Below are 20,205 nucleotides of genomic sequence, written 5' to 3' on the forward strand. Positions count from 1 at the left end.
TAATATAAGTCAAGACTACTTATTGGTGGTTGAGGTGCGAGGAGCGCCAGCGACGAGCCTCGAAACCACACTGGTCGGCGTGGTTTCGAGGCTCGGCCGCGGGCGGCCTCGCACCTCAACCAGCAAGGGGTGATCACCAGTGGGGGAGGGGTGGTCACCAGCGGGCGGTGTTGACCTCGAAGTCCGGCCGGATCGAGCGCATGTAGACGGTGTCCTCGCGCCGGCGTACGCCGCAGGAGAGGTAGAGCTCGTGCAGCTCGCCGAGGCGGTCGCGGTCGAGGGTGACGCCGAGCCCGGGCGTGGTGGGCACGGCGACCGACCCGCCGCTGAAGGACAGCACGCCGTCGGTGACCACGTCCTGGGTCTTCCAGGGGTAGTGGGTGTCGCAGGCGTAGGTGAGGTTCGGGGTGGCCGCGGCGAGGTGGACCATCGCGGCGAGCGAGACGCCGAGATGGGAGTTGCTGTGCATCGACAGCCCCATGCCCCAGACCTCGGTGATCTGGCCGAGCAGCGCGGACTTCCGCAGCCCGCCCCAGAGGTGGTGGTCCGACAGCACGACCTGGACGGCGTCCTGCGCGATCGCGGGCGGCAGGTGCTCCATCGCGATCACGCACATGTTCGTCGCGAGGGGCACGTCGGTGCCCGCGGAGACCGCCGCCATCCCCGGGATTCCGGGGGTCGGGTCCTCGAGGTACTCCACGACGCCGGCCAGCCGGGACGCCACCTGCAACGACGTCTCCACCGTCCACGCACCGTTGGGGTCGAGCCGCAGCGGCAGCGTGGGGAAGGCGTCGCGCAGCGCCTCGATCGCCTCGCACTCCTCGTCGGGCGGCAGGACCCCGCCCTTCAGCTTCAGCGAGCCGAAGCCCCAGCCGTCGACCATCCGGTGCGCCTGCTCGACGACCTGGGCGGGCGTCAGCGCCTCGCCCCACGCGTCGTCGGCACCGCCTGGGTGGCCCGCCCACTTGTAGAAGAGGTAGCCGCTGAACGGCACCGACTCGCGGACGGCGCCGCCGAGCAGCGCGCTCACCGGCACCCCGGCCGCGTGCCCCTGCAGGTCGAGGCAGGCGACCTCGAACGGGGAGTAGACGGTGCCGACGGCGGAGTCGACGTCGAGCATGCCGCCGAACGACGCACCCCCGCCGCCGGTCTCGCGACCCAGCACGTCGGTCACCAGCCGGCGCAGGCCGTGCAGGTCGTACGGGTCGTGGCCGGGGAGGGCGGCGGCGACCGCGGACAGCCGGCCGAGGTGGGTCTCGTCGGCGTACGTCTCGCCGAGGCCGAGCAGGCCGGAGTCGGTGTGCAGCTCGACGATGGCCCGCAGGGCGTAGGGCTGGTGCACGCCCACCACGTTGAGCAGCGGCGGGTCCTCGAACGCGACCGGGGTGACGACGACGCGGGAGATGCGCGACGCGCTCACCTGGCGGGCTTCACGGCGAGGATGGGGGTGTCGAGGTCGAGCAGCAGCCGCTGGGCGTCGCTGCCGGTGACGAGCTTGCCGACCGGCGAGCGCCGGCGCAGCCCGATCACGACGAGCCGCGCGGAGGTGGCCTCGGCGATCCTCGCGAACGTCTCGACGATGTCGTCGCCGTGGTCGGTCTGGTCGACGCGCGCGGCCACGCCCTGCGCGGCCGCGCGCGCGACGAGCTCGTCGGCGGCGGTCGAGTCGATGAGCTCGCCGTCGACCGTCGAGCGCCGCCGCGGGCTGTTGAGGATCACCACGTCGTCGCCGTGGGCCTTCGCCTCCGCCAGGCCGGCCTCGAGGGCCGCCTCGCCGACGGAAGTGGGGACGTAGCCGATCAGGACGGTCATCGCAGGGAGTCCTCTCGCTGGACGGTCTCGGGGGTGGTGGTCTCGGTGGTGGTCGTGCCGCGGCGCAGGCCCTTGCGGACCAGCGGGAACACGATGACGAGGAGGACGAAGGCGAGGATGGTGCCGGAGATCGGGCGGGTCACGAAGCCGGTCGCGTCGCCGTCGAAGATCAGCATCGAGCGGCGGAAGCTCGACTCGATCAGCGACCCGAGCACGAAGGCGAGGACCAGCGGGCCGGGCTCGAAGCCGGTCTTCTTCATCAGGTAGCCGATGATGCCGAAGACGATCATCACGAAGATGTCGAAGACCGAGTTGTTGATCGTGTAGACGCCCAGGATGGTGATCAGCGCGGTGATCGGGGCGAGGATCGCCGGCCGCACGCGAAGGATCCGCACGAAGACGCCGACCAGCGGGATGCTCAGCAGCAGCAGGATCAGGTTGCCGATGTACATCGAGTTGATGACGCCCCAGAACAGGTCCGGGCGCTCGTCGATCAGCTGCGGGCCGGGCGTCACGCCGACGACGAGCAGCGCGGCGTACAGCATCGCCATGGACGCGTTCGCCGGGATGCCGATGGTCAGCAGCGGGATGAACGACGACGTGGCCGCGGCGTTGTTGGCCGACTCGGGGGCGGCGACACCCTCGATGGCGCCCCGGCCGAAGCGCTCGGGCTTCTTGGCCACCTTCTTCTCCGCGGCGTACGCCGCCAGGCTGGCCATGACCGCGCCGCCCCCGGGCAGCACGCCGAGGAAGAACCCGATCAGCGAGCCGCGGCCGATGGCCGGCGACGCCACCTTGAGGTCCTTGCGCGAGGGCCAGATGTTGGCGATCGCGGCGGGCACGTGGGGCTTGCCGTGCCGTTCCTCGAGGTTGTAGAGGATCTCGCCGACGCCGAAGAGGCCCATCGCCACGACGACGAAGTCGATGCCGCCCTCGAGGTTCAGGCTGCCGAAGGTGAAGCGGTCGGCGCTGGTGAAGGTGTCGCTGCCGACCGTGGCGAGCAGCAGTCCGACCGCGGCGGCCGCGAGGGCCTTGAGGGTGTTGCCGTTGCCGATGGTCGCAGCGAGGAGGACGCCGAGGAGGGCGAGCGCGAAGTACTCCGGGGAGCCGAAGTCGAGGGCGTAGCCCGCCACGACGGGGCCGAGGAGGGTGAGGCCGATGATCGAGATGGTCGCGCCGACGAAGGAGCCGATCGCCGCGATCCCGAGGGCCGTGCCGGCCTTGCCCTGCTTGGCCAGGGCGAACCCGTCGAACACCGTGACGACGGAGCTCGCCTCGCCGGGGATGCGGAGCAGGACCGACGTGATGGTGCCGCCGTACTGGGCGCCGTAGTAGATGCCGGCGAGCATGATGATCGCGGCGACCGGGTCGTGCGCGTTGTAGACGATCGGCAGCAGGATGGCCATCGTGGCGGCCGGACCGAGGCCGGGCAGCACGCCGACGAGCATGCCGACGACGACGCCGATCAGGCAGTAGAGCAGGTTGCCCGGCTGGGTGACGACGCCGAAGCCGTCGAGGAAGGCGCTGAGGTCCATGGGGGGTTCTCCTCTTCTGACCGGGCGCTCAGAGGGCGATCAGGTGGGGCAGCGGGATCGAGAGGGCGTAGAGGAACAGCAGGTAGAACGCCGCGGTCGTGAGGACGGAGACGACGATCGTGCTGCGCCAGGACTCGCCGCCGAGGAAGCGGAGCCAGACGATGCCGAGCAGGACGGCGGGGATCTCGAAGCCGACCACGGGCAGGAGCGCGCCGAGCGCGAGGAAGGTGGCCGCGCCGACGACGACGAGCAGGCTCGCCCGGGTGAACCTCTCCGCGTCGTCGAGCGCGCGGCCGCGGACGAGGAGCACCACGCCGAGCACGACGATCAGGAGCGAGACGACGAACGGCCACAGGCCCGGGCCGGGTCGCCGGAGCGACCCGAGCCCGTAGCCGTGGGCGAGCCACGCCGCGGCGGCGCCGAGCACGAGCACGACGAGCGCCGCGACCAGCTGGTACGCCGGACCTCCCGCAGGGGGCCGCTCGTCGGCGAGGTCCTGGGCGACCTCGGCCTGGAGCTCGGCGAGGATGTCGCGCTCCTGCGCGGCGTCCGGACGCGGTGCGGTCTCGCTCATGGGGCTCTCGTCTCAGTGCGGTGAGGGTGGGGAGGGACCCCGGTCAGCTGGCGTCGCCGAGGTCGATGCCGTACTCCTCGACGAGGTCGGCGTAGCGCTGCTTGTCCTCCTCGAGCTGCGCGACGACCTCGTCGCCGGGGATCTCCATCGGGGTGAGGTTGTTCTGCTCGTTGAAGTCCTGGTACTCGGACGTCTCGAACGTCGCCTGCATCGCCTCGGCGATGGTGTCCTGGACGTCCTGCGGCGTGCCCTTCGGCACGGTCATGAAGCGGTACTGCGCGACCTCGACGTCGAGGCCCGACTCCTGGGCGGTCGGCACGTCGGGGAGGAACTCCACGCGCTCGGGGCCGAAGACCACGATCGGGACGATCTTGCCCGACTCGATGTTCTCGATGGCCTCGCCGACCTGCAGGCAGGCGGTGTCGACCTGGTCGCCGAGCAGGGCGGTGAGCGCGGGGGCGCCGCCGTCGAACGGGATGGCCTCGGACGGCGTCTTGTCGATGTTGAAGGTGAGCGCGCAGGCGAGCTGGGCACCGGTGCCGACGCCGGTGGTGCCGTAGGTGATCTTGCCGTCCGCGTCCTTGAAGTCGTCGATGGACGTGAACCCGGAGCCCTTGCTCGCGACGAGGACGTAGTCGTCGCGGGAGACGCCCTGGACGACGTCGAAGTCGTCGATGCTGGTGACCTGGTCCTCCGGGACGGCCAGCGGGGTGATCGCGAAGAGCGAGGCGTTCTGCACCGAGATGACCGAGCCGTCCGGCTCGGCCTTGGCGACCTCGGCCGCGGCGAGCGCGCCGTTGGCGCCCTCGCGGTTGATCACGGGGAACGAGCCGCCGAGCTCCTCGGAGAGGCCGCGGGAGATCTGGCGGCTGATCAGGTCCGAGGAGCCGCCGGCGGAGGCGCCGACCGGCATGTCGACCGCACCGGACGGGTAGTCACCGCTGTCGCTGCCGCCGCCCGTGGTGTTCTGCACGCCGCCGCAGGCGGAGAGGGCGAGGGCCGCGCCGGTGGCGAGGGCCGCGAGGCTGAGGGTCTGCTTGCGCATCTGGTGGCTCCTGGTCTCGGGGTGTGACCACCGACACTAGGTTTGTACGACGATGCCGGTCCAAGCCCGTTTCAGCATGGACTGATCCAACTCGTGCATCGTACCCTCGGCCCGTGATCACCCTCGACCAGGTCCGCTCCTTCGTCGCCGTGGCCGAGGAGCTGCACTTCGGGAGGGCCGCCGAACGGCTCCGGATGACCCAGCCGCCGCTGTCGCGGCAGATCCAGAAGCTGGAGAAGTCGGTCGGCGCGCGGCTGCTCGAGCGCGACAACCGGCGGGTGGCGCTGACCGGGGCCGGCCGGGCGTTCCTGGACGAGGCCTACCGGCTGCTCACCCTCGTGGAGGGGGCCGGCGACCTCGCGCGGCGCGTCGACGCGGGCGCCGCCGGCGTCGTACGCCTGGGCTTCACGGCGGTCTCGGCGATCTCGATCCTCGGCCCGCTGCTGCGCCGGCTCACCGCCGAGCTGCCCGACGTGGAGGTCGTGCTCTCCGAGCGGGTCACCAACGACCAGGTCGAGGGCATCCGCCGCGGCGAGCTCGACATCGGCCTGGCCCGGCCGCCCTTCGACACCTCGCTGCTGCGCTCGCGGGTGGTGCTGCGCGAGCCGCTGATGGCGGTCGTCCCCGACCGGCACCCCCTGGCCGCGGCCGACCACCCCCTGGCCGCGGAGGACTTCGACGGCGAGACGGTGATCGGCTACAACCCCGACCAGTCGCGCTACTTCCACGAGCTCTCGGTGCGCTTCTTCGCCAACGCGCACCCCAAGGTCGACCAGCGCGTGCACCAGGTGCTGACCGCGATGCTCCTCGTCTCCGCCGAGCGCGGCCTCACCCTCGCGCCCGCCTCCGCCGCCTCGCTGCACGTCGACGGCGTCGTGTTCAAGGAGCTCGCCCACCACGGCGGCGACACCCGGGTCGACGCCGACCCCGAGCGGCCGGTCGAGCTGCACGCGATCTGGTCGCGGCAGGCCGTCACCCCGGTCGTGCGCCGTGTGCTCGACGTGGTGACGCGGGTGGGCGCATGACGACCTTCCTCGACGCCAGCCACGTCGTCGTCGGCGCGGGCGCGACCGGCCTGGCCTTCACCGACGCGCTGGTCGACCACTCCGACGCGCGCGTGGTGCTGGTGGACCGGCGGTCCGGCCCCGGCGGGCACTGGCGCGAGGCCTACCCGTTCGTCCGGCTGCACCAGTCGTCGGCGTTCTACGGCGTGCCGTCGACGCTCCTCGGCGGCGGGCGCCTGCAGGACAGCGGGCCGGAGCGGGGGCTGCAGGAGCGGGCCTCGCAGCCAGAGATCATCGCCTACTACGAGCGCGCCCTCGCCCGGCTCGAGGCGACCGGGCGGGTGCGGTTCCTGCCCGGCAGCGAGTACGTCGACGGCGAGGTGGTCTCGCTGGCCACCGGCGAGCGGCAGCGCGTGCCGGCCGGCACCCGCGTGGTCGACGCCCACTACCTCGCGCCGACGATCCCGGCCGAGGTGCCGCCGCCCTTCGCGGTCGACGGCGCCCGCGTGGTGCCGGTCAACGACCTGGCACGGCTGGAGGACTCGCCGAGCCGGTACGTCGTCGTGGGCTCCGGCAAGACCGCGACCGACGCGATCGTCTGGCTGCTCCAGCGCGAGGTCGACCCGGGCGCGATCCGCTGGGTGCGCCCGCGCGAGCCGTGGATGTTCAACCGGGCCGTGGTCCAGCCGGACCCGGCGGTGTTCCTCGGCATGGGTGCCGACGTCTGGGAGGCGGCCGCGCGCGCCTCGTCGCTCGACGACATGTTCCTGCGGATGGAGGACGCCGGGGTGATGCTGCGCATCGACCGCTCGCTCACCCCGACGATGGCCCGCTGCCCGACGATCGGCACGTGGGAGGTCGACCTGCTGCGCACGGTCGAGGACGTCGTGCGGATGGGGCACGTGCGTGCGGCCGAGCGGGGCCGGCTCGTCATGGACGGCGGGACCGCGACGATCGCCGACGACGCGCTCGTCGTGCACTGCGCGGCCAGCGGGCTGCAGATCCCGCCGCTCGTGCCCGTCTGGCGACCGGACGTGATCACCCTGCAGCCGGTCCGGGCGGGCTTCCCGTGCTTCGGTGCCGCGCTCATCGGCTACGTGGAGGCCACCCGCGACGACGACACCGAGAAGAACCGGCTCTGCCCGCCCAGCCACTACGGCGACACGCTGGCGCAGTGGGTCGAGATGAACCTGCTCGGCGGTCGCGCCACGGCGGCGTTCACCAGTGAGCCCGACGTCAAGGCGTGGGCAGAGTCGGTCGCGCTCTATCCCGGGCGGGTCCCTCCCGGCCACCCGCCCTCACCGGCGCTCGACGCGGCACGCGAGCGGCTGGCGACCTGGGTCGGTCCGGGCATGGAGCGGGCGGCGGCGCTCGTCGCCGCGGCACGCCCGTGAGGGGGCGTGGATCGACCGAGTTCGGACAGACCACCCCCACGGGTTCCCTTTACCTGAGAAGGTGGCCCCGACAGGTGCAACCACCTAGACACGGGGGAGCAGGTGCAGGAAGCAGGCGTAGGCCGGGCCACGGACCACCCGTGGTCCGACGACCAGACGCGCGAGCACCTGCAGGTGCTGGTCGAGGGCGTGGCCGTGCTGGCCGGGTTCGAGCAGGCCGCCATCAGCCTGCGCCGCGACGACGAGTTCGAGGTCGTCGCGTGCGCCGGTGAGGGCCTGGCCGAGACGATCATGGGTCGTCGCCTGCCCGCGCGCATGGTCGAGGGCGAGCTCGCCGGCGCCGACGAGTGGGGTGCGTGGCTCTTCGTCCCGCACGAGCGCGCCTTCCAGGAGCTGATCGAGCACAGCTTCATCCCCGAGACCAGCGAGGTCGAGGGCCCCGACGCCTGGCACCCCCTCGACGCCCTGACCTCGCCGGTCCGCGACGAGGACGGCGTCATCCTCGGCCTGCTCTCGGTCGACGAGCCGCGCGACGGGCGCCGCCCGGGCCCCGCCCAGCTCGAGCTGCTGCAGAAGTACGCCGGGATGGCGCGCACGCTGGTCTCCCTCGCGCTCGAGCGCGAGGAGCTGGCCGAGCGCGTGCGCATCACTGCCCAGGCGCGCGAGATCGTGCGCCAGGCGCTGGGCGAGCCGTCGCTGGGCCAGGTCATCGAGGCCTGCCGCTCGACGCTCGTGCACTGCTTCGACGCGCTCGGCATGTGGCTGACCGCCTTCGACGAGGAGGGTGGCTCGACGACCGTCTGGTACGCCGAGGGCGCCCAGGACGACCCGCCGTTCTCCGAGATCGACGACGTCGTGATCCGGCTCGCGCACCGCTACTGGGCCGACCAGTACGTCGCCCCGTTCTCGCGCCGCAGCGGTGACCAGCCGGGCCTGCCCCCCGAGGACGCCGAGGGGCTGCTCGACTTCCTCGACGGGCTCGGGATCGGGTCGGTGCTGTTCGTCCCGCTGGGCGCCGGCCCGGAGTGCATGGGCTTCCTGTGCCTGACCCGCGCCCCCGGGATGCGCGAGTGGAGCCAGGTCGAGTGCGACGCGGCGCTCGACATCGGCCGCGACCTCGGCCGCGCCGTCGCCAACGCCCGCCAGCTCGAGCGCGAGCGCGCCGTCGCCGACCGGCTGCGGCTGATGGACAGCTACCGGCTCGAGCTGGTCAACACCCTCGGCCACGAGCTGCGCACCCCGCTCTTCTCGATGACGGCGAACCTCGAGATGCTCGACGTCGACACCCTCGCCGAGGACGACCGGCACTCGGTGGCCGCGGCGACCCGGGCGGCCGCCCGCATGCAGGCCGTCATCGAGGACCTCCTCAACGTCGCCCAGGTCGCCGACCCGCTGCACGAGTTCGTGCCGGAGCCGGTCGACCTCCGCGAGACGCTGCTCGCCGTCGCCGACGAGTGCCACCACGCGGCGGTGGCGAAGTCGCAGAAGTGCGACATCGTGGTCCCCGACGAGCCGGTGCTGGTGTCGGGCCGCCCCGAGGAGCTGCACCGCATGCTGGCCAACCTCGCCAGCAACGCGATCAAGTACTCCCACGAGGGGAGCGTCATCACTGCCCAGCTGCAGCGCGAGGACGACGACGTCCGGATCGTCTTCGAGGACTCCGGGATCGGCATCACCCAGGCCGACCAGCGCCAGCTGTTCCGCGAGTTCTTCCGCTCCACGAATCCTGACGCGCTGGCGCGTCCCGGGACAGGTCTGGGCCTGGCGATCGTCGACCGCATCGTGAAGCGACACTCGGGCAACGTCGTGCTCGAGTCGGAGTTCGGCGAGGGCACCACCGTGACGGTCACCCTGCCGTCGTACGACGACGACGAGTTCAGCCGAGCGCCAGCGTCATGAACGTGCTGTTCGGGTCTGCGACGTAGGTCCCGAACGGCCCGCACGGCATGAAGCCCGCCCGCGCGTAGAGCGCCCGCGCCGGCTCGAAGAACGCCATGCTGCCCGTCTCCAGCGACACCCGGGTGACGCCGCGCGCCCGGGCGTCGGCCAGCACGTGCGCGAGCAGCCCCGACGCCACCCCGCGCCCCCGCGCCCGCGGGTCGGTCCGCATGCTCTTGAGCTCCTCGTGCCCCGGCTCCAGGCCGGCGAGGGCCGCCGTGCCGACGATCCCGTCCGCGTCGGTCGCCACCCACATCCGTACGTGCGGTGCCTGCAGTGCCGCCAGGTCCAGCGCGTGCCGGCTCTCCGGTGGCGCCGTCGGCTCCATGTCGTCGAGGTGTGCCTGCAGGAACGCCGCCAGCCGCGGGTCGGCGAAGTCGGCGCGGGTGATCGTCACGGGGACATGGTCCCGCATCGTCCACCGCGCCGCGGGTACGGCAGGAGCATGAGCGAAGGACAGGCAGACCAGACCCGGCAGGACCCCACCGAGGTGCACGAGCAGCCCGACACCGAGGGCGAGCAGCTGCCGAAGCCCGGCGACGAGGACTCGGTGACCCGCGAGATGGGTGAGGAGCCCGACCACGGCGAGGAGACGTACGTCGGCCACGATCGGCTGCGCGACCAGGTCGCGGTGATCACGGGCGGGGACTCCGGCATCGGCCGGGCGGTCGCGCTCGCCTTCGCCCGCGAGGGGGCCGACGTGGTGATCGCCTACCTCGAGGGGGAGGACGACGACGCGGAGGAGACCCGCCGGATCGTCGAGGACGCCGGCCGCCGGTGCGTCCTCGTGCCGACCGACCTCGTGCAGGAGGAGGCCTGCCAGGCGCTGGTCGACCGGGCGGTCGAGGACTTCGGTCGCATCGACGTCCTCGTCAACAACGCGGCCTACCAGATGGCGCAGCCCGGCGGGCTCGCCGACATCACCACCGAGCAGCTCGACCGGGTGATGCGCACGAACGTCTACGCGATGTTCTGGCTGTGCAAGATGGCGCTGCCGCACATGAAGGCGGGCGCCTCGATCATCAACACCTCGTCGGTGCAGTCGTCCTCGCCGTCGCCGGAGCTGCTCGACTACGCCACCACGAAGGCCGCCATCGTGAACTTCACCCGCGGCCTGGCCCAGTCGATCGCCGAGAAGGGCATCCGGGTCAACGCCGTCGCGCCGGGCCCGATCTGGACGCCGCTCATCCCGGCGACGATGCCGCCGGAGAAGGTCGAGACCTTCGGCCAGGACACGCCGCTCGGACGCGCCGGCCAGCCCGCCGAGGTGGCGACCGCGTTCGTCTACCTCGCCTCGCCCGAGTCCAGCTACATCACCGGTGAGGTCATCGCGGTCACGGGAGGCAAGCCGGTCACCATGTGACCCGTCGGGGTCCACTGCCCTTTCTGGTCGGTTTACCCGCTCGAGCGGGGAAACCGGCACCGGCAGGCCTTTGCAACGGCCGGCACGTGCCAGTTCCGCTCGGCAAGCCCCGTTATGTCGGGCCGAGGCCGGCGTAGCCCTCGCGATAGCTGGGGCGGCTCGGCACCCAGCCCGTCGACCGCAGGCGGGCGTTGGAGAGCCGCTTGCCGTGCCCCCGGGTGGGGTCCGCGGGCGGGGGCGCCGGCGCATCGAGCCGCTCGGCGAGGAAGGCGGCGACGTCACCCATCTGCGCCGGTACGTCGTCGGTGCCGAGGTAGAGCTGCTCCGGCGCGGCGGCCGTGGTCAGCAGGTGGACGACGGCGGCCGCCGCGTCCTCGCGGTGGATCCGGTTGGTCCACCGGTGCGGGTCGGTGACCTTGCCGGCCCGGACCTGGTCGAGCAGCCGCGTGCTGCTGCCGCCGTACAGCCCCGAGAGGCGCAGCACCGTGCCGTGGGGGATCCGCGCGTGGAAGGCCTCCTCGGCAGCGACGAGCATCCGGCCCGGCCCGTCCGCGGGCGCGGGCGGCGACGTCTCGTCCTGGATGCCGGGGAGCTCGGCGCTGCCGTGGACGGCGGTCGAGGACACCAGCACGGCCCGCTCCGGCGGCACCGGCAGCGCGTCGAGCGCGCGCGCCATCCCGTCGACGTACGTCGCCCGGTAGGACTCCTCGGTGCGCGGCCTGGCCGTCAGGGCGACGACCACGAAGCGGGGGCGTACGTCGGACAGGTCGGGGGAGCCGGCCGTCAGGTCGACCGCGCGGCCGACCAGCGGCGGAGGCACGGCGGAGGCGTTGCGGCGCAGCGCCAGCACGCCGTGGCCGCGCTCGGCGAGGCGGAGGCCGACGGCGGCGCCGAGGTCGCCGGCGCCGATGAGGAGGACGTCCGGGGTCACGGGGGCGGTCACGCGGGCAGGGTAGCGAGCCCGCACCGAGCATGCTCGCGGCGCATCACTCGATCCAGAAACGGGCTTGGACAGGCATCGTCGGGGCTTCCTAGGTTGGTGAGCACCGCCACACACACCGACCGCCACGACCGAAGGACCGCCAGCGTGACGAACTACAGTCCCACCCAGCTTGTCGAGACCCTGGGCAGCGGCCTGCTGTCGTTCCCGGTGACCCACTTCGACGCGGACCTGCAGTTCGACGAGCCGGCCTACCGCGCACACCTCGAGTGGCTCAGCGGCTACCCCGTCGCGGGGCTGTTCGCCGCCGGCGGCACGGGCGAGGGCTTCTCGCTCAACCCCGAGGAGACCGACCGCGTGGTGCGCGCCGCCATCGCCGGTGCCGGAGGCAAGGTGCCCGTGCTGGCCCCCGCGACCGGGTCCACGGTCAACGCCGTGGCGCAGGTCCGGGCGGCCGAGGAGGCCGGTGCGGACGGCATCCTGCTGATGCCGCCGTACCTCACCGAGGCGGGCCAGCGCGGCCTGGTCGAGCACATCAGCGCGGTGTGCGCCGCGACCGGGCTCGGCGTCATCTACTACTCGCGTGCCAACGCCGTCCTCGGCGCCGACGCGCTCGAGCAGGCCTGCCAGCGCAACGACAACCTCGTCGGCTTCAAGGACGGCGTCGGCTCGATCGAGCAGATGACCCGTACCTACGCCCAGCTCGGCGACCGCCTCGTCTACGTCGGCGGCCTGCCGACCGCGGAGATGTTCGCGCTGCCGCTGCTGCAGCTCGGCGTGACGACCTACAGCTCGGCGATCTTCAACTTCGTGCCGCAGTTCGCGCTCGACTTCTACGACGCCGTACGCCGCCAGGACCAGGCCACGGTCTACGCGATGCTCAACGACTTCGTCATCCCCTACACCAAGATCCGCGACCGCGAGTCCGGCTACGCCGTCTCGATCGTCAAGGCCGGGCTCGCCGCAGTCGGCCGCCCCGCCGGGCCGGTCCGCCCGCCGCTGTCGGACCTCACCCAGGCCGAGCGCGACGAGCTGCAGACCCTCGTGGACAAGGTGGCAGGCTCGAAGGCCTGACCCGGACGCACGGACGAGAGGAACCCATGACTGACGCAGCCACCTCGATCATCGCCGGCACCGACTCCGAGCAGCCCGACGTCGCCGCCGCGACCGCCGCGGCCGCCGAGGCGTTCGGCGCCTACCGCGCCACCACGCCGGAGCAGCGCGCCGCCTTCCTGGAGGCCGTCGCCGCCGAGATCGAGGCCGAGCGGGACGCGATCGTCCCGGAGGCGGTGCGCGAGAGCGGCCTGCCCGAGGGCCGCATCGCCGGCGAGGTGGGCCGCACCACCGGCCAGCTGCGGATGTTCGCCGGTGTCGTACGCCAAGGCGACCACCTCGGCGTCCGCATAGACCCGGCCCTGCCCGATCGCGAGCCGCTCCCGCGGGCCGACATCCGGCAGCGGATGGTGCCGCTCGGCCCGGTCGCGGTCTTCGGCGCGAGCAACTTCCCGCTCGCCTTCTCCACCGCCGGTGGCGACACCGCGTCGGCCCTGGCGGCCGGCTGCCCGGTCGTCGTGAAGGGCCACCCCGCCCACCCCGTCACCGGCACCCTCGTGGCTCGCGCGATCACCCGCGCGGTCGAGAGGTCCGGCCTCCCGGCGGGTGTCTTCTCCTTCGTCCTCGGCGGCATCGAGACCGGCCAGGAGCTCGTCGCGGACCCGCGCATCACGGCGGTCGGCTTCACCGGCTCGCGCGGCGGCGGTCTCGCGCTCGTCCGGGCCGCGGCCGACCGTGAGGTGCCGATCCCGGTCTACGCCGAGATGTCCTCGATCAACCCGGTCGTGGTGCTCCCCGGCGCACTCGAGGGCGACGTCGAGGCGCTCGCGACGGCGTACGTCGGCAGCCTGACGCTCGGCTCCGGCCAGTTCTGCACCAACCCCGGCCTGCTCTTCCTGCCGTCCGGCGACCGGGGCGACGCCTTCCTCCGGGCCGCCGGCGAGGCGGTCACCGCAGCCGCCGGCCAGCCGATGCTCACCCCCGGCATCGCCGAGGCCTACGCCAGCGGCACCGCCAGCCTCCGGGGAACCGAGGGCATCCGCGTCGTGGGCGAAGGCTCAGCGGCGGGCGACCACGCCCCGGCGCCGGTGATCTACGAGGCGCCCGCAGAGCTGCTCGCGGTCGACGACAGCACCGTCACCGACGAGGTCTTCGGCGCGTCCGGGGTGGTCGTCCGCTTCGACGACGTGGCCGACCTGCTGCCGCGGCTCGAGGGCCTCGAGGGCCAGCTCACCGCGACCGTCCACGCGACCGACGGTGACGTCGACGACGCGCGTGCCCTCCTCCCGGTGCTCGAGCTCAAGGCCGGGCGCGTGCTGTTCAACGGCTGGCCGACCGGCGTCGAGGTCGGCCACGCGATGGTCCACGGCGGGCCGTACCCGGCCACCTCGGACTCCCGCACCACGAGCGTCGGCAGCCTCGCCATCGAGCGCTTCCAGCGCCCCGTGGCCTACCAGGACGTCCCCGCCGCGCTGCTCCCCGAGGCCGTCCGCGACGACAACCCGTGGGGCCTGCGCCGCCGCATCGACGGAGAGCTCGAGAAGTGAACGCCACCATCGCGAAGGTCGACGTCGTCCCGGTCGCCGGGCACGACTCGATGCTGCTCAACCTCTCGGGCGCGCACGGCCCGTTCTTCACCCGCAACATCGCGATCGTCACCGACTCCGAGGGCCGCGAGGGCATCGGCGAGGTGCCCGGCGGCGAGGCCATCCGGCAGACCATCGCCGACGCCGGCGAGATCCTCGTCGGCCAGCCGGTCGCGGACTTCCGCTCCGTCCTGCGGCGGGTGGCGGCGGCGTACGCCGACCGGGACGCCGGCGGCCGCGGGCTCCAGACCTTCGACCTGCGCACCACCATCCACGCGGTCACCGCGCTCGAGTCGGCGCTGCTCGACCTGTCGGGCCAGGCGCTCGGCATCCCGGTCGCCGAGCTGCTCGGCGAGGGCCAGCAGCGCGACAGCGTGCCGATGCTGGGCTACCTCTTCTACGTCGGCGACCCCGACCGCACGGACCTGCCCTACCTGCGCGAGCACGACGGGGCGGACGACTGGGAGAAGGTCCGCCGCGAGGAGGCGATGACCCCCGAGGCCGTCGTCCGGCTCGCCGAGGCCGCGCAGGCCCGCTACGGCTTCGCCGACTTCAAGCTCAAGGGCGGCGTGCTGCCCGGCGAGGAGGAGGTCGCCGCCGTCACCGCGCTGCACGAGCGCTTCCCCGAGGCCCGGATCACCCTCGACCCCAACGGCGGCTGGCTGCTCGACGACGCGGTCCGGCTGCTGCAGGGCAAGGACGACGTCCTGGCCTACGCCGAGGACCCGTGCGGCGCCGAGGGCGGCTACTCCGGGCGCGAGGTGATGGCGCAGTTCAAGCGCCGCACCGGCCTGCGCACGGCGACCAACATGGTCGCGACCGACTGGCGCCAGCTGGCGGACGCCGTGCGCACCAACGCGGTCGACATCCCGCTCGCCGACCCGCACTTCTGGACGATGGCCGGTTCGGTCCGGGTGGCCCAGCTGTGCCACGACTTCGGCCTCACGTGGGGCTCGCACTCCAACAACCACTTCGACGTCTCGCTGGCGATGTTCACCCAGGTCGGCGCGGCCGCACCGGGCGAGATCACCGCGCTCGACACGCACTGGATCTGGCAGGACGGCCAGGGCCTGACCACCCGGCCGCTCGAGATCCGTGACGGCGCGATCGAGGTGCCGCCCACCCCCGGGCTGGGCGTCACGCTCGACCGCGACCGGCTCGCTGCGGCCCACGAGCTCTACCTCGAGCACGGCCTCGGCGCGCGCGACGACGCCGTCGCCATGCAGTACCTCGTGCCGGGCTGGACCTTCGACCCGAAGCGCCCCTGCCTCGTCCGCTGACCCAGGCGGTCCGCCATACGGACCGGCACCCATGGGTGCGGGTCGGCATGACGGACCACGCCCGGACGAGGCGCATGAATCGCGGCCGCGGGGGCACGGACACCCATGACCGAACTCGGCGTCCTGCTGCTGCGCCACGGCTACCACGCGGTGGCGCGCGACCGCGCCGCGCGCGGGGGCGGCGACACCTACGTCTCGCGGCTGCTCGGGTCGCGGACGGTGGTGATCGGCGAGCCCGACGGGGCGCGCGCCTTCTACGACGAGTCGCTCGCCCGCCGGGCCGGCGCCGTCCCGCCTCCGCTGGCGTGGCTGCTCTTCGGCCGCGGCGCCCTGCACGGCACCGACGGGACGGTCCACCGTGACCGCAAGCGTCTGGTCCTCGACGTGCTCGACCCCGACACGCTCGGTGACCTGGTCGACGACGTCGCCGCGGACCTGGCGCACCGGGTCGGCTCCTGGCCTGGCCGCGAGGTCGACCTGCACGACGAGCTCGTCACCACCTACGGCGCGGCGGTGCTGCGCTGGGCGGGTCTCGACCTCAGCAGTCGGGGCGCCGACGAGGTCAGCAGGCGACTGGCGGAGATCGTCGACGGCTTCGGCTTCGCGTGGCCGGCGTACGCCCGCGCGTGGCGCTCGCGCCGCTGGGCCGAGCGCTGGGCGCGGCAGGCGGTGGCCGGCGTCCGGTCCGAACGTACGACGCCTCCGGACGCCAGCGCGCTGCGGCGCATCGCAGACAGCGACCTCGACGAGCGCACCGCCGCCGTCGAGCTCCTCAACGTGCTCCGCCCGACGGTCGCCGTGGCCTGGCTCGGCGTGTTCGCCGCGTTCGACCTCGCCCGCGCGTCCGCCGCCGAGGGGGAGCGCCTGCGTGATCCCGGCGCGGTCCACGAGCGCTACGCGTTCGCGCAGGAGGTACGGCGCACGAGCCCGTTCGTGCCGGTCCTGACGGCGATCGCCCTGCGGGACGCCCGGGTGTCCGGGACGAGGGTGCGTGCCGGCGACCGGCTGCTCCTCGACGTCGTCGGGATAGACCACCACCCCGACCACTGGCCGGCCCCCCACGAGTTCCGGGCCGACCGGTTCCTCGACCGCGACGCGCTCACGGCGGCGGCCGCCTTCGACCTCGTGCCCCAGGGCGGCGGCCACCCCTCGGGCCACCGCTGCCCCGGCGAGTCCCTCACCGCGCGCCTGCTCTCCGAGACCGTGCGGGTGCTGGCCGACGTGGAGACCGACCTGGCCGGCGCCGTCGTCGACGCCTCCCGAATGCCGACGCTGCCCCGCGGCAGCAGCGCCGTACGCGTCACCCGCGCGGCCTCGGGCGCACGGGCCTGACGTCAGCCGACGCGCGCGAGGAACGCGTCGACCTCGGCGGCGGTCGGGGCGGACTCGGGCCCGCGCCGGGTCACCTTGATCGCGGCCGCCGCGTTGGCGCGCCGGCAACCCTCCACCCACGGCGTACCGGCTGCCACCTCGGCGAGCAGTGCCCCGGTGTGGGTGTCACCCGCGCCGTTGGTGTCGACCGCGGTCTGCGGGAACCCCGGGACGTACGTCGTCTCGCCGCCGGCGTGCACCGCGCAGCCCTCCGGCCCGTCGCGGACGATCGCGACGGCGTCGCCGCGCAGCAGGGGAGCGATCGCGGTGGTCAGCCCGGTGAGGTCCGCGGGCGGGTCCTGGCCGGCCGCGCGGAGGAGGTCCTCGGCCTCCTCGGCGTTGCTCGACCAGACGTCGGTGACCGCGAGCATGGCGGCGCGCACGTCCTGCGGCAGCGCGGCGAACGCCGCACCCGGGTCGAGCACGACGACGACCTCGGGGTGCAGGGTCGGCAGCCAGGCGAGCAGCGGCTCACCGGTGGCGGCCAGGGCCAGCGAGAAGCCGGTGACGCAGACCAGGTCGCCGGGCCGGGGGCCCGAGGTGGCCAGCGACTCGACGCTGATCTGCCGCTCGGCGCCGAGGGTCGTCACGAACGTCCGCTCGGCACTGGGCTCCACCATGACGACGCAGATGCCGGTGTCGAGTCCCTCCACGGGCGGTGCGGACACCCCGATCCCCTCGGCGGCCAGCGCCGAGCGGATCAGGTCGCCGTGGGGTCCCGTGCCGACCGAGCCGGCCTGCACGCACTCCGCGCCGAACCGGGCCGCGGCGAGCAGCACCGTCACCGTGCCGCCGGCGTAGTCGGTGGCCGAGGCGGCCATCACGTTCTGGCCGCGGGCCGGGAGGTCCGGCACCTCGACGACGACGTCGACCAGCGCCTGGCCGGTGTGGATGACCCGACCCACCGGGCGGTCGGTGGGGCGGCTCACGCGGAGAGGACCTCGTCGGTCGTGGCGAGCGTGATCTGCGGCGGGTAGAGCGCCATCACGTCCATCGCGGCCCGGTGGTTCTCCGGTGTCGAGCCGGCACAGGCGTCGGTGACCACGGTGATCGTCGCCCCGGCGTCGGCCGCGGCCAGGGCGGTCGAGACGACGCAGCAGTCGGTGGAGACGCCGGTCAGGACCAGGTGGGGCGTGGGACCGGTGACCGCCTGCAGCGCGTAGCCCCACTTGCCGAAGGTGGGCAGGGAGACGACCTCGCTGCCGAGGTCGGCCAGCTCGGGGACCACCTCGAGGAGCGGGTCGCCGTCGGGGACGTTCGCGAACGGCCACGCCTGCAGGTACGCCGCCCAGCTGCCCTGTGGGTCGGGTGCGGGCACCCAGCGCGTGACGACGGTGCGCTCGCCGGCTGCGGCAGCGAGTCGTCGTACGGGACCGACGATGTCCGGGAACATCGGCGAGCCCCACTGGCTCGTGCTGTCGGCGAAGATCCGCTGCGGGTCGATGACGACCAGCCAGGCGTCGGGGTGCATGCCGCCACCCTGTCAGAAGACCTCAGCGGCCGCCGGTCCCCCGACCGGCAGCCGCTGGGTCGCCTGAGGCAGTAGAGGGGACTACTTGACCTCGGCACGCAGGACCGCGCGCAGGCCGATGGCCAGCGGGATCCAGAGCCACACGAGGGTGGTGACGCCGAGCTGCTGCCAGTACTCGGCCGTCATGGTCTCGTCGAAGAGGCGGGTGGTGGCGTAGTTGACGTCGACCCACGGCTGCAGGTCGCGGAACCACTCCTGGAAGGCGGCCAGCGCGCCGAGGGCGGCGGGCAGCACGAGGGAGTACACGAAGTAGCCCACGATCGCCGCGGCCGAGCTGCGCATCAGCACGCCGAGCGTGAACCCGATGAGCATGCCGAGGACGTTGGCGAGCACGATCTGCCCGAACTCCTGGACCGTGACGTTCCAGACGGGGTCGAGGCCGGTGATCGCCGAGCCGACCAGGTTGCCGACGGCGCCGACGGCCAGGGCGAGGAACATCGACGCGACGCCGATGGCGAGGGTGACGATCAGCTTCGCCGTGATCACCCGGCCGCGCCACGGGACGAGCGTGTACGTCGTCAGGCCGGTGCGCTGGCTGTACTCGCTGGTGACCGAGAGCAGGCCGATGATCGGCAGGATCACCGACAGCGGGAAGCCGATGGCGCTGGAGAAGGTCTCCTGGTCGATCGCGGAGTCGGGCGCCCAGAGGATGACCGCGGCAGTGGCGAGGACCGCCACGATGCCGACGCTCGCCATCAGCCAGAACCCGGCGCGGGTGTCGAACATCTTGCGCAGCTCGACACCGACCAGCCGGGTCGTCGGGATCGGGGTCACGGACCGCGCGGGACGGGCCGGGGCGGCGACGGGCGCCGACGGGGTGAGGGTCGTGGTGGTCATGCTGCTGCTCCTTCGCGGGCGGTCTCGGCGGTGAGCTCGAGGAACATCTCCTCCAGGCCGGCGCCGTCGGCGGCGCGCAGCTCGCGCAGCACGACGCCGGCACGGTGTGCCGCCTCGCCCACGAGCTCGGGGTCGGCGTCGACGCGCAGGCCGCCGTCGATGGGGGTGGTGACGACGGCCGCCTCGTGCAGGGCACGGGCCAGGCGGTCGGGTTCGGAGGTACGGACGAGCGTGCCGGCGGCGGCCAGCAGCTCGGACTTGCTGCCCTGCGCCACGATGCGGCCCTGGCCGATCACGACGATGTCGTCGGCGATGACCTCGATCTCGTGGAGCAGGTGCGAGGACAGGAGCACCGTGCCGCCGTCGTCGGCGAAGCCGCGGAGCAGGTCGCGCATCCAGCGGATGCCGGCCGGGTCGAGGCCGTTGGCGGGCTCGTCGAGGATGAGCACCTCGGGGTCGCCGATCAGCGCGGTCGCGATGCCGAGGCGCTGGCGCATGCCGAGGGAGTAGTCGCGCACCCGGCGCGACGCCTCGTCCTCGGTCAGGCCGACCCTGGCGAGGGTCTCGGCGACGCGCGACCTCGGCAGGCCCATGGTCTGCGCCGCGATGCGGAGGATCTCGCGGCCGGTGCGGCCGGCGTGCTGGGCGGAGGCGTCGAGCAGGACGCCGACCTCGAGGCCGGGGTTGACGAGCTCGCGGTAGTCGCGGCCGGTGATGGTGACGCGGCCGGACGAGGGACGGGTGAGGCCGACCATGATGCGCATGGTGGTGGACTTGCCGGCACCGTTGGGGCCGAGGAAGCCGGTGACACGGCCCGTCGCGGCCGTGAAGGACACGTGGTCGACGGCCGTGAACGGGCCGTACTGCTTGGTGAGGGACTCGACGCTGATCATGGGTCCTACCCTCGCCCGCACCCACCTGCGCGCACATCGGGGACAGCGC

The 20,205-nt window shown here is 73.2% G+C and carries 19 protein-coding genes; 8 read left to right on the forward strand and 11 right to left on the reverse strand.

Annotated elements, in window-relative coordinates:
* Positions 1-154: 154 nt before the first annotated feature.
* The 5 genes from Q9S36_RS43335 to Q9S36_RS43355 are packed head-to-tail and all read right to left on the reverse strand — an operon-like array spanning position 155 to position 4,966.
* Positions 155-1,420 (reverse strand): glucarate dehydratase family protein, encoded by a 1,266-nt coding sequence (locus Q9S36_RS43335; RefSeq protein ID WP_311290941.1) that lies wholly within the window; start codon positions 1,418-1,420, stop codon positions 155-157.
* Positions 1,417-1,812: a universal stress protein gene (locus Q9S36_RS43340; protein WP_311290942.1), complete on the reverse strand. Its 396-nt coding sequence runs from the start codon at positions 1,810-1,812 to the stop codon at positions 1,417-1,419. The genes Q9S36_RS43335 and Q9S36_RS43340 overlap by 4 nt, the downstream gene beginning before the upstream one ends.
* Positions 1,809-3,347, reverse strand: a complete 1,539-nt coding sequence (locus tag Q9S36_RS43345) for a tripartite tricarboxylate transporter permease (RefSeq protein WP_311290943.1) — start codon at positions 3,345-3,347, stop codon at positions 1,809-1,811. The genes Q9S36_RS43340 and Q9S36_RS43345 overlap by 4 nt, the downstream gene beginning before the upstream one ends.
* Positions 3,348-3,375: 28 nt before the next feature.
* Positions 3,376-3,921 carry a tripartite tricarboxylate transporter TctB family protein gene (locus Q9S36_RS43350; protein ID WP_311290944.1) on the reverse strand — a complete coding sequence of 182 codons (546 nt, stop codon included), beginning with the start codon at positions 3,919-3,921 and terminating at the stop codon, positions 3,376-3,378.
* A gap of 43 nt (positions 3,922-3,964) precedes the next feature.
* Positions 3,965-4,966 carry a tripartite tricarboxylate transporter substrate binding protein gene (locus Q9S36_RS43355; protein WP_311290945.1) on the reverse strand — a complete coding sequence of 334 codons (1,002 nt, stop codon included), beginning with the start codon at positions 4,964-4,966 and terminating at the stop codon, positions 3,965-3,967.
* 113 nt (positions 4,967-5,079) lie between these two features.
* On the opposite strand from Q9S36_RS43355, the gene Q9S36_RS43360 reads away from it, so the two are divergent.
* The 3 genes from Q9S36_RS43360 (at position 5,080) to Q9S36_RS43370 (ending at position 9,263) form a co-directional block, all read left to right on the forward strand.
* Positions 5,080-5,991: a LysR family transcriptional regulator gene (locus Q9S36_RS43360; protein WP_311290946.1), complete on the forward strand. Its 912-nt coding sequence runs from the start codon at positions 5,080-5,082 to the stop codon at positions 5,989-5,991.
* Complete coding sequence (locus Q9S36_RS43365) at positions 5,988-7,364, forward strand: NAD(P)-binding protein (RefSeq protein ID WP_311290947.1); 1,377 nt, start codon at positions 5,988-5,990, stop codon at positions 7,362-7,364. Before Q9S36_RS43360 ends, Q9S36_RS43365 begins: the two co-directional genes overlap by 4 nt.
* Before the next feature lie 102 nt (positions 7,365-7,466).
* A complete protein-coding gene (locus Q9S36_RS43370) occupies positions 7,467-9,263 on the forward strand; it encodes an ATP-binding protein (RefSeq protein WP_311290948.1) in 1,797 nt (598 codons plus the stop codon).
* Here Q9S36_RS43370 and Q9S36_RS43375 read toward each other — a convergent pair.
* Positions 9,241-9,699, reverse strand: coding sequence for a GNAT family N-acetyltransferase (locus Q9S36_RS43375; protein WP_311290950.1), 459 nt, complete (start codon positions 9,697-9,699; stop codon positions 9,241-9,243). The two genes, Q9S36_RS43370 and Q9S36_RS43375, sit on opposite strands and share 23 nt — an antisense overlap.
* 48 nt (positions 9,700-9,747) lie before the next feature.
* On the opposite strand from Q9S36_RS43375, the gene Q9S36_RS43380 reads away from it, so the two are divergent.
* Positions 9,748-10,665 carry a glucose 1-dehydrogenase gene (locus Q9S36_RS43380; RefSeq protein WP_396653957.1) on the forward strand — a complete coding sequence of 306 codons (918 nt, stop codon included), beginning with the start codon at positions 9,748-9,750 and terminating at the stop codon, positions 10,663-10,665.
* Between the two features lie 112 nt (positions 10,666-10,777).
* Here the strand turns inward: Q9S36_RS43380 and Q9S36_RS43385 are convergent, their stop codons facing one another.
* The gene (locus tag Q9S36_RS43385) at positions 10,778-11,608 is read right to left on the reverse strand and encodes an NAD-dependent epimerase/dehydratase family protein (protein WP_311290951.1); all 831 of its coding nucleotides are present in this window, start codon (positions 11,606-11,608) and stop codon (positions 10,778-10,780) included.
* A 144-nt stretch (positions 11,609-11,752) separates the two neighbouring features.
* Here Q9S36_RS43385 and kdgD point away from each other — a divergent pair, with 144 nt between their 5' ends.
* From kdgD to Q9S36_RS43405, 4 genes are all read left to right on the forward strand, one after another.
* On the forward strand, positions 11,753-12,679 hold the full coding sequence (gene kdgD / locus Q9S36_RS43390) for a 5-dehydro-4-deoxyglucarate dehydratase (protein ID WP_311290952.1): 927 nt from the start codon (positions 11,753-11,755) through the stop codon (positions 12,677-12,679).
* Between the two features lie 26 nt (positions 12,680-12,705).
* The gene (locus tag Q9S36_RS43395; RefSeq protein ID WP_311290953.1) at positions 12,706-14,205 is read left to right on the forward strand and encodes an aldehyde dehydrogenase (NADP(+)); all 1,500 of its coding nucleotides are present in this window, start codon (positions 12,706-12,708) and stop codon (positions 14,203-14,205) included.
* A 50-nt stretch (positions 14,206-14,255) separates the two neighbouring features.
* The gene (locus tag Q9S36_RS43400; RefSeq protein ID WP_311290973.1) at positions 14,256-15,524 is read left to right on the forward strand and encodes an enolase C-terminal domain-like protein; all 1,269 of its coding nucleotides are present in this window, start codon (positions 14,256-14,258) and stop codon (positions 15,522-15,524) included.
* 105 nt (positions 15,525-15,629) lie between these two features.
* Positions 15,630-16,856, forward strand: a complete 1,227-nt coding sequence (locus Q9S36_RS43405; protein WP_311290954.1) for a cytochrome P450 — start codon at positions 15,630-15,632, stop codon at positions 16,854-16,856.
* Between the two features lie 2 nt (positions 16,857-16,858).
* On the opposite strand, the gene Q9S36_RS43410 is transcribed toward Q9S36_RS43405, so the two are convergent.
* The 4 genes from Q9S36_RS43410 to Q9S36_RS43425 all read right to left on the reverse strand — a co-directional run bounded on the left by Q9S36_RS43410 (position 16,859) and on the right by Q9S36_RS43425 (position 20,156).
* Entirely contained in the window at positions 16,859-17,824 is a 966-nt protein-coding gene (locus Q9S36_RS43410; protein WP_311290955.1) for a PfkB family carbohydrate kinase, read from the reverse strand.
* A complete protein-coding gene (locus Q9S36_RS43415; RefSeq protein ID WP_311290956.1) occupies positions 17,821-18,366 on the reverse strand; it encodes an isochorismatase family protein in 546 nt (181 codons plus the stop codon). The genes Q9S36_RS43410 and Q9S36_RS43415 overlap by 4 nt, the downstream gene beginning before the upstream one ends.
* Positions 18,367-18,447: 81 nt before the next feature.
* Positions 18,448-19,263 (reverse strand): ABC transporter permease, encoded by an 816-nt coding sequence (locus Q9S36_RS43420; RefSeq protein WP_311290957.1) that lies wholly within the window; start codon positions 19,261-19,263, stop codon positions 18,448-18,450.
* Positions 19,260-20,156 carry an ATP-binding cassette domain-containing protein gene (locus Q9S36_RS43425; RefSeq protein WP_311290958.1) on the reverse strand — a complete coding sequence of 299 codons (897 nt, stop codon included), beginning with the start codon at positions 20,154-20,156 and terminating at the stop codon, positions 19,260-19,262. Before Q9S36_RS43425 ends, Q9S36_RS43420 begins: the two co-directional genes overlap by 4 nt.
* Positions 20,157-20,205 lie beyond the last annotated feature (49 nt).

It is taken from the genome of Microbacterium sp. ARD31 (genome assembly GCF_031844425.1).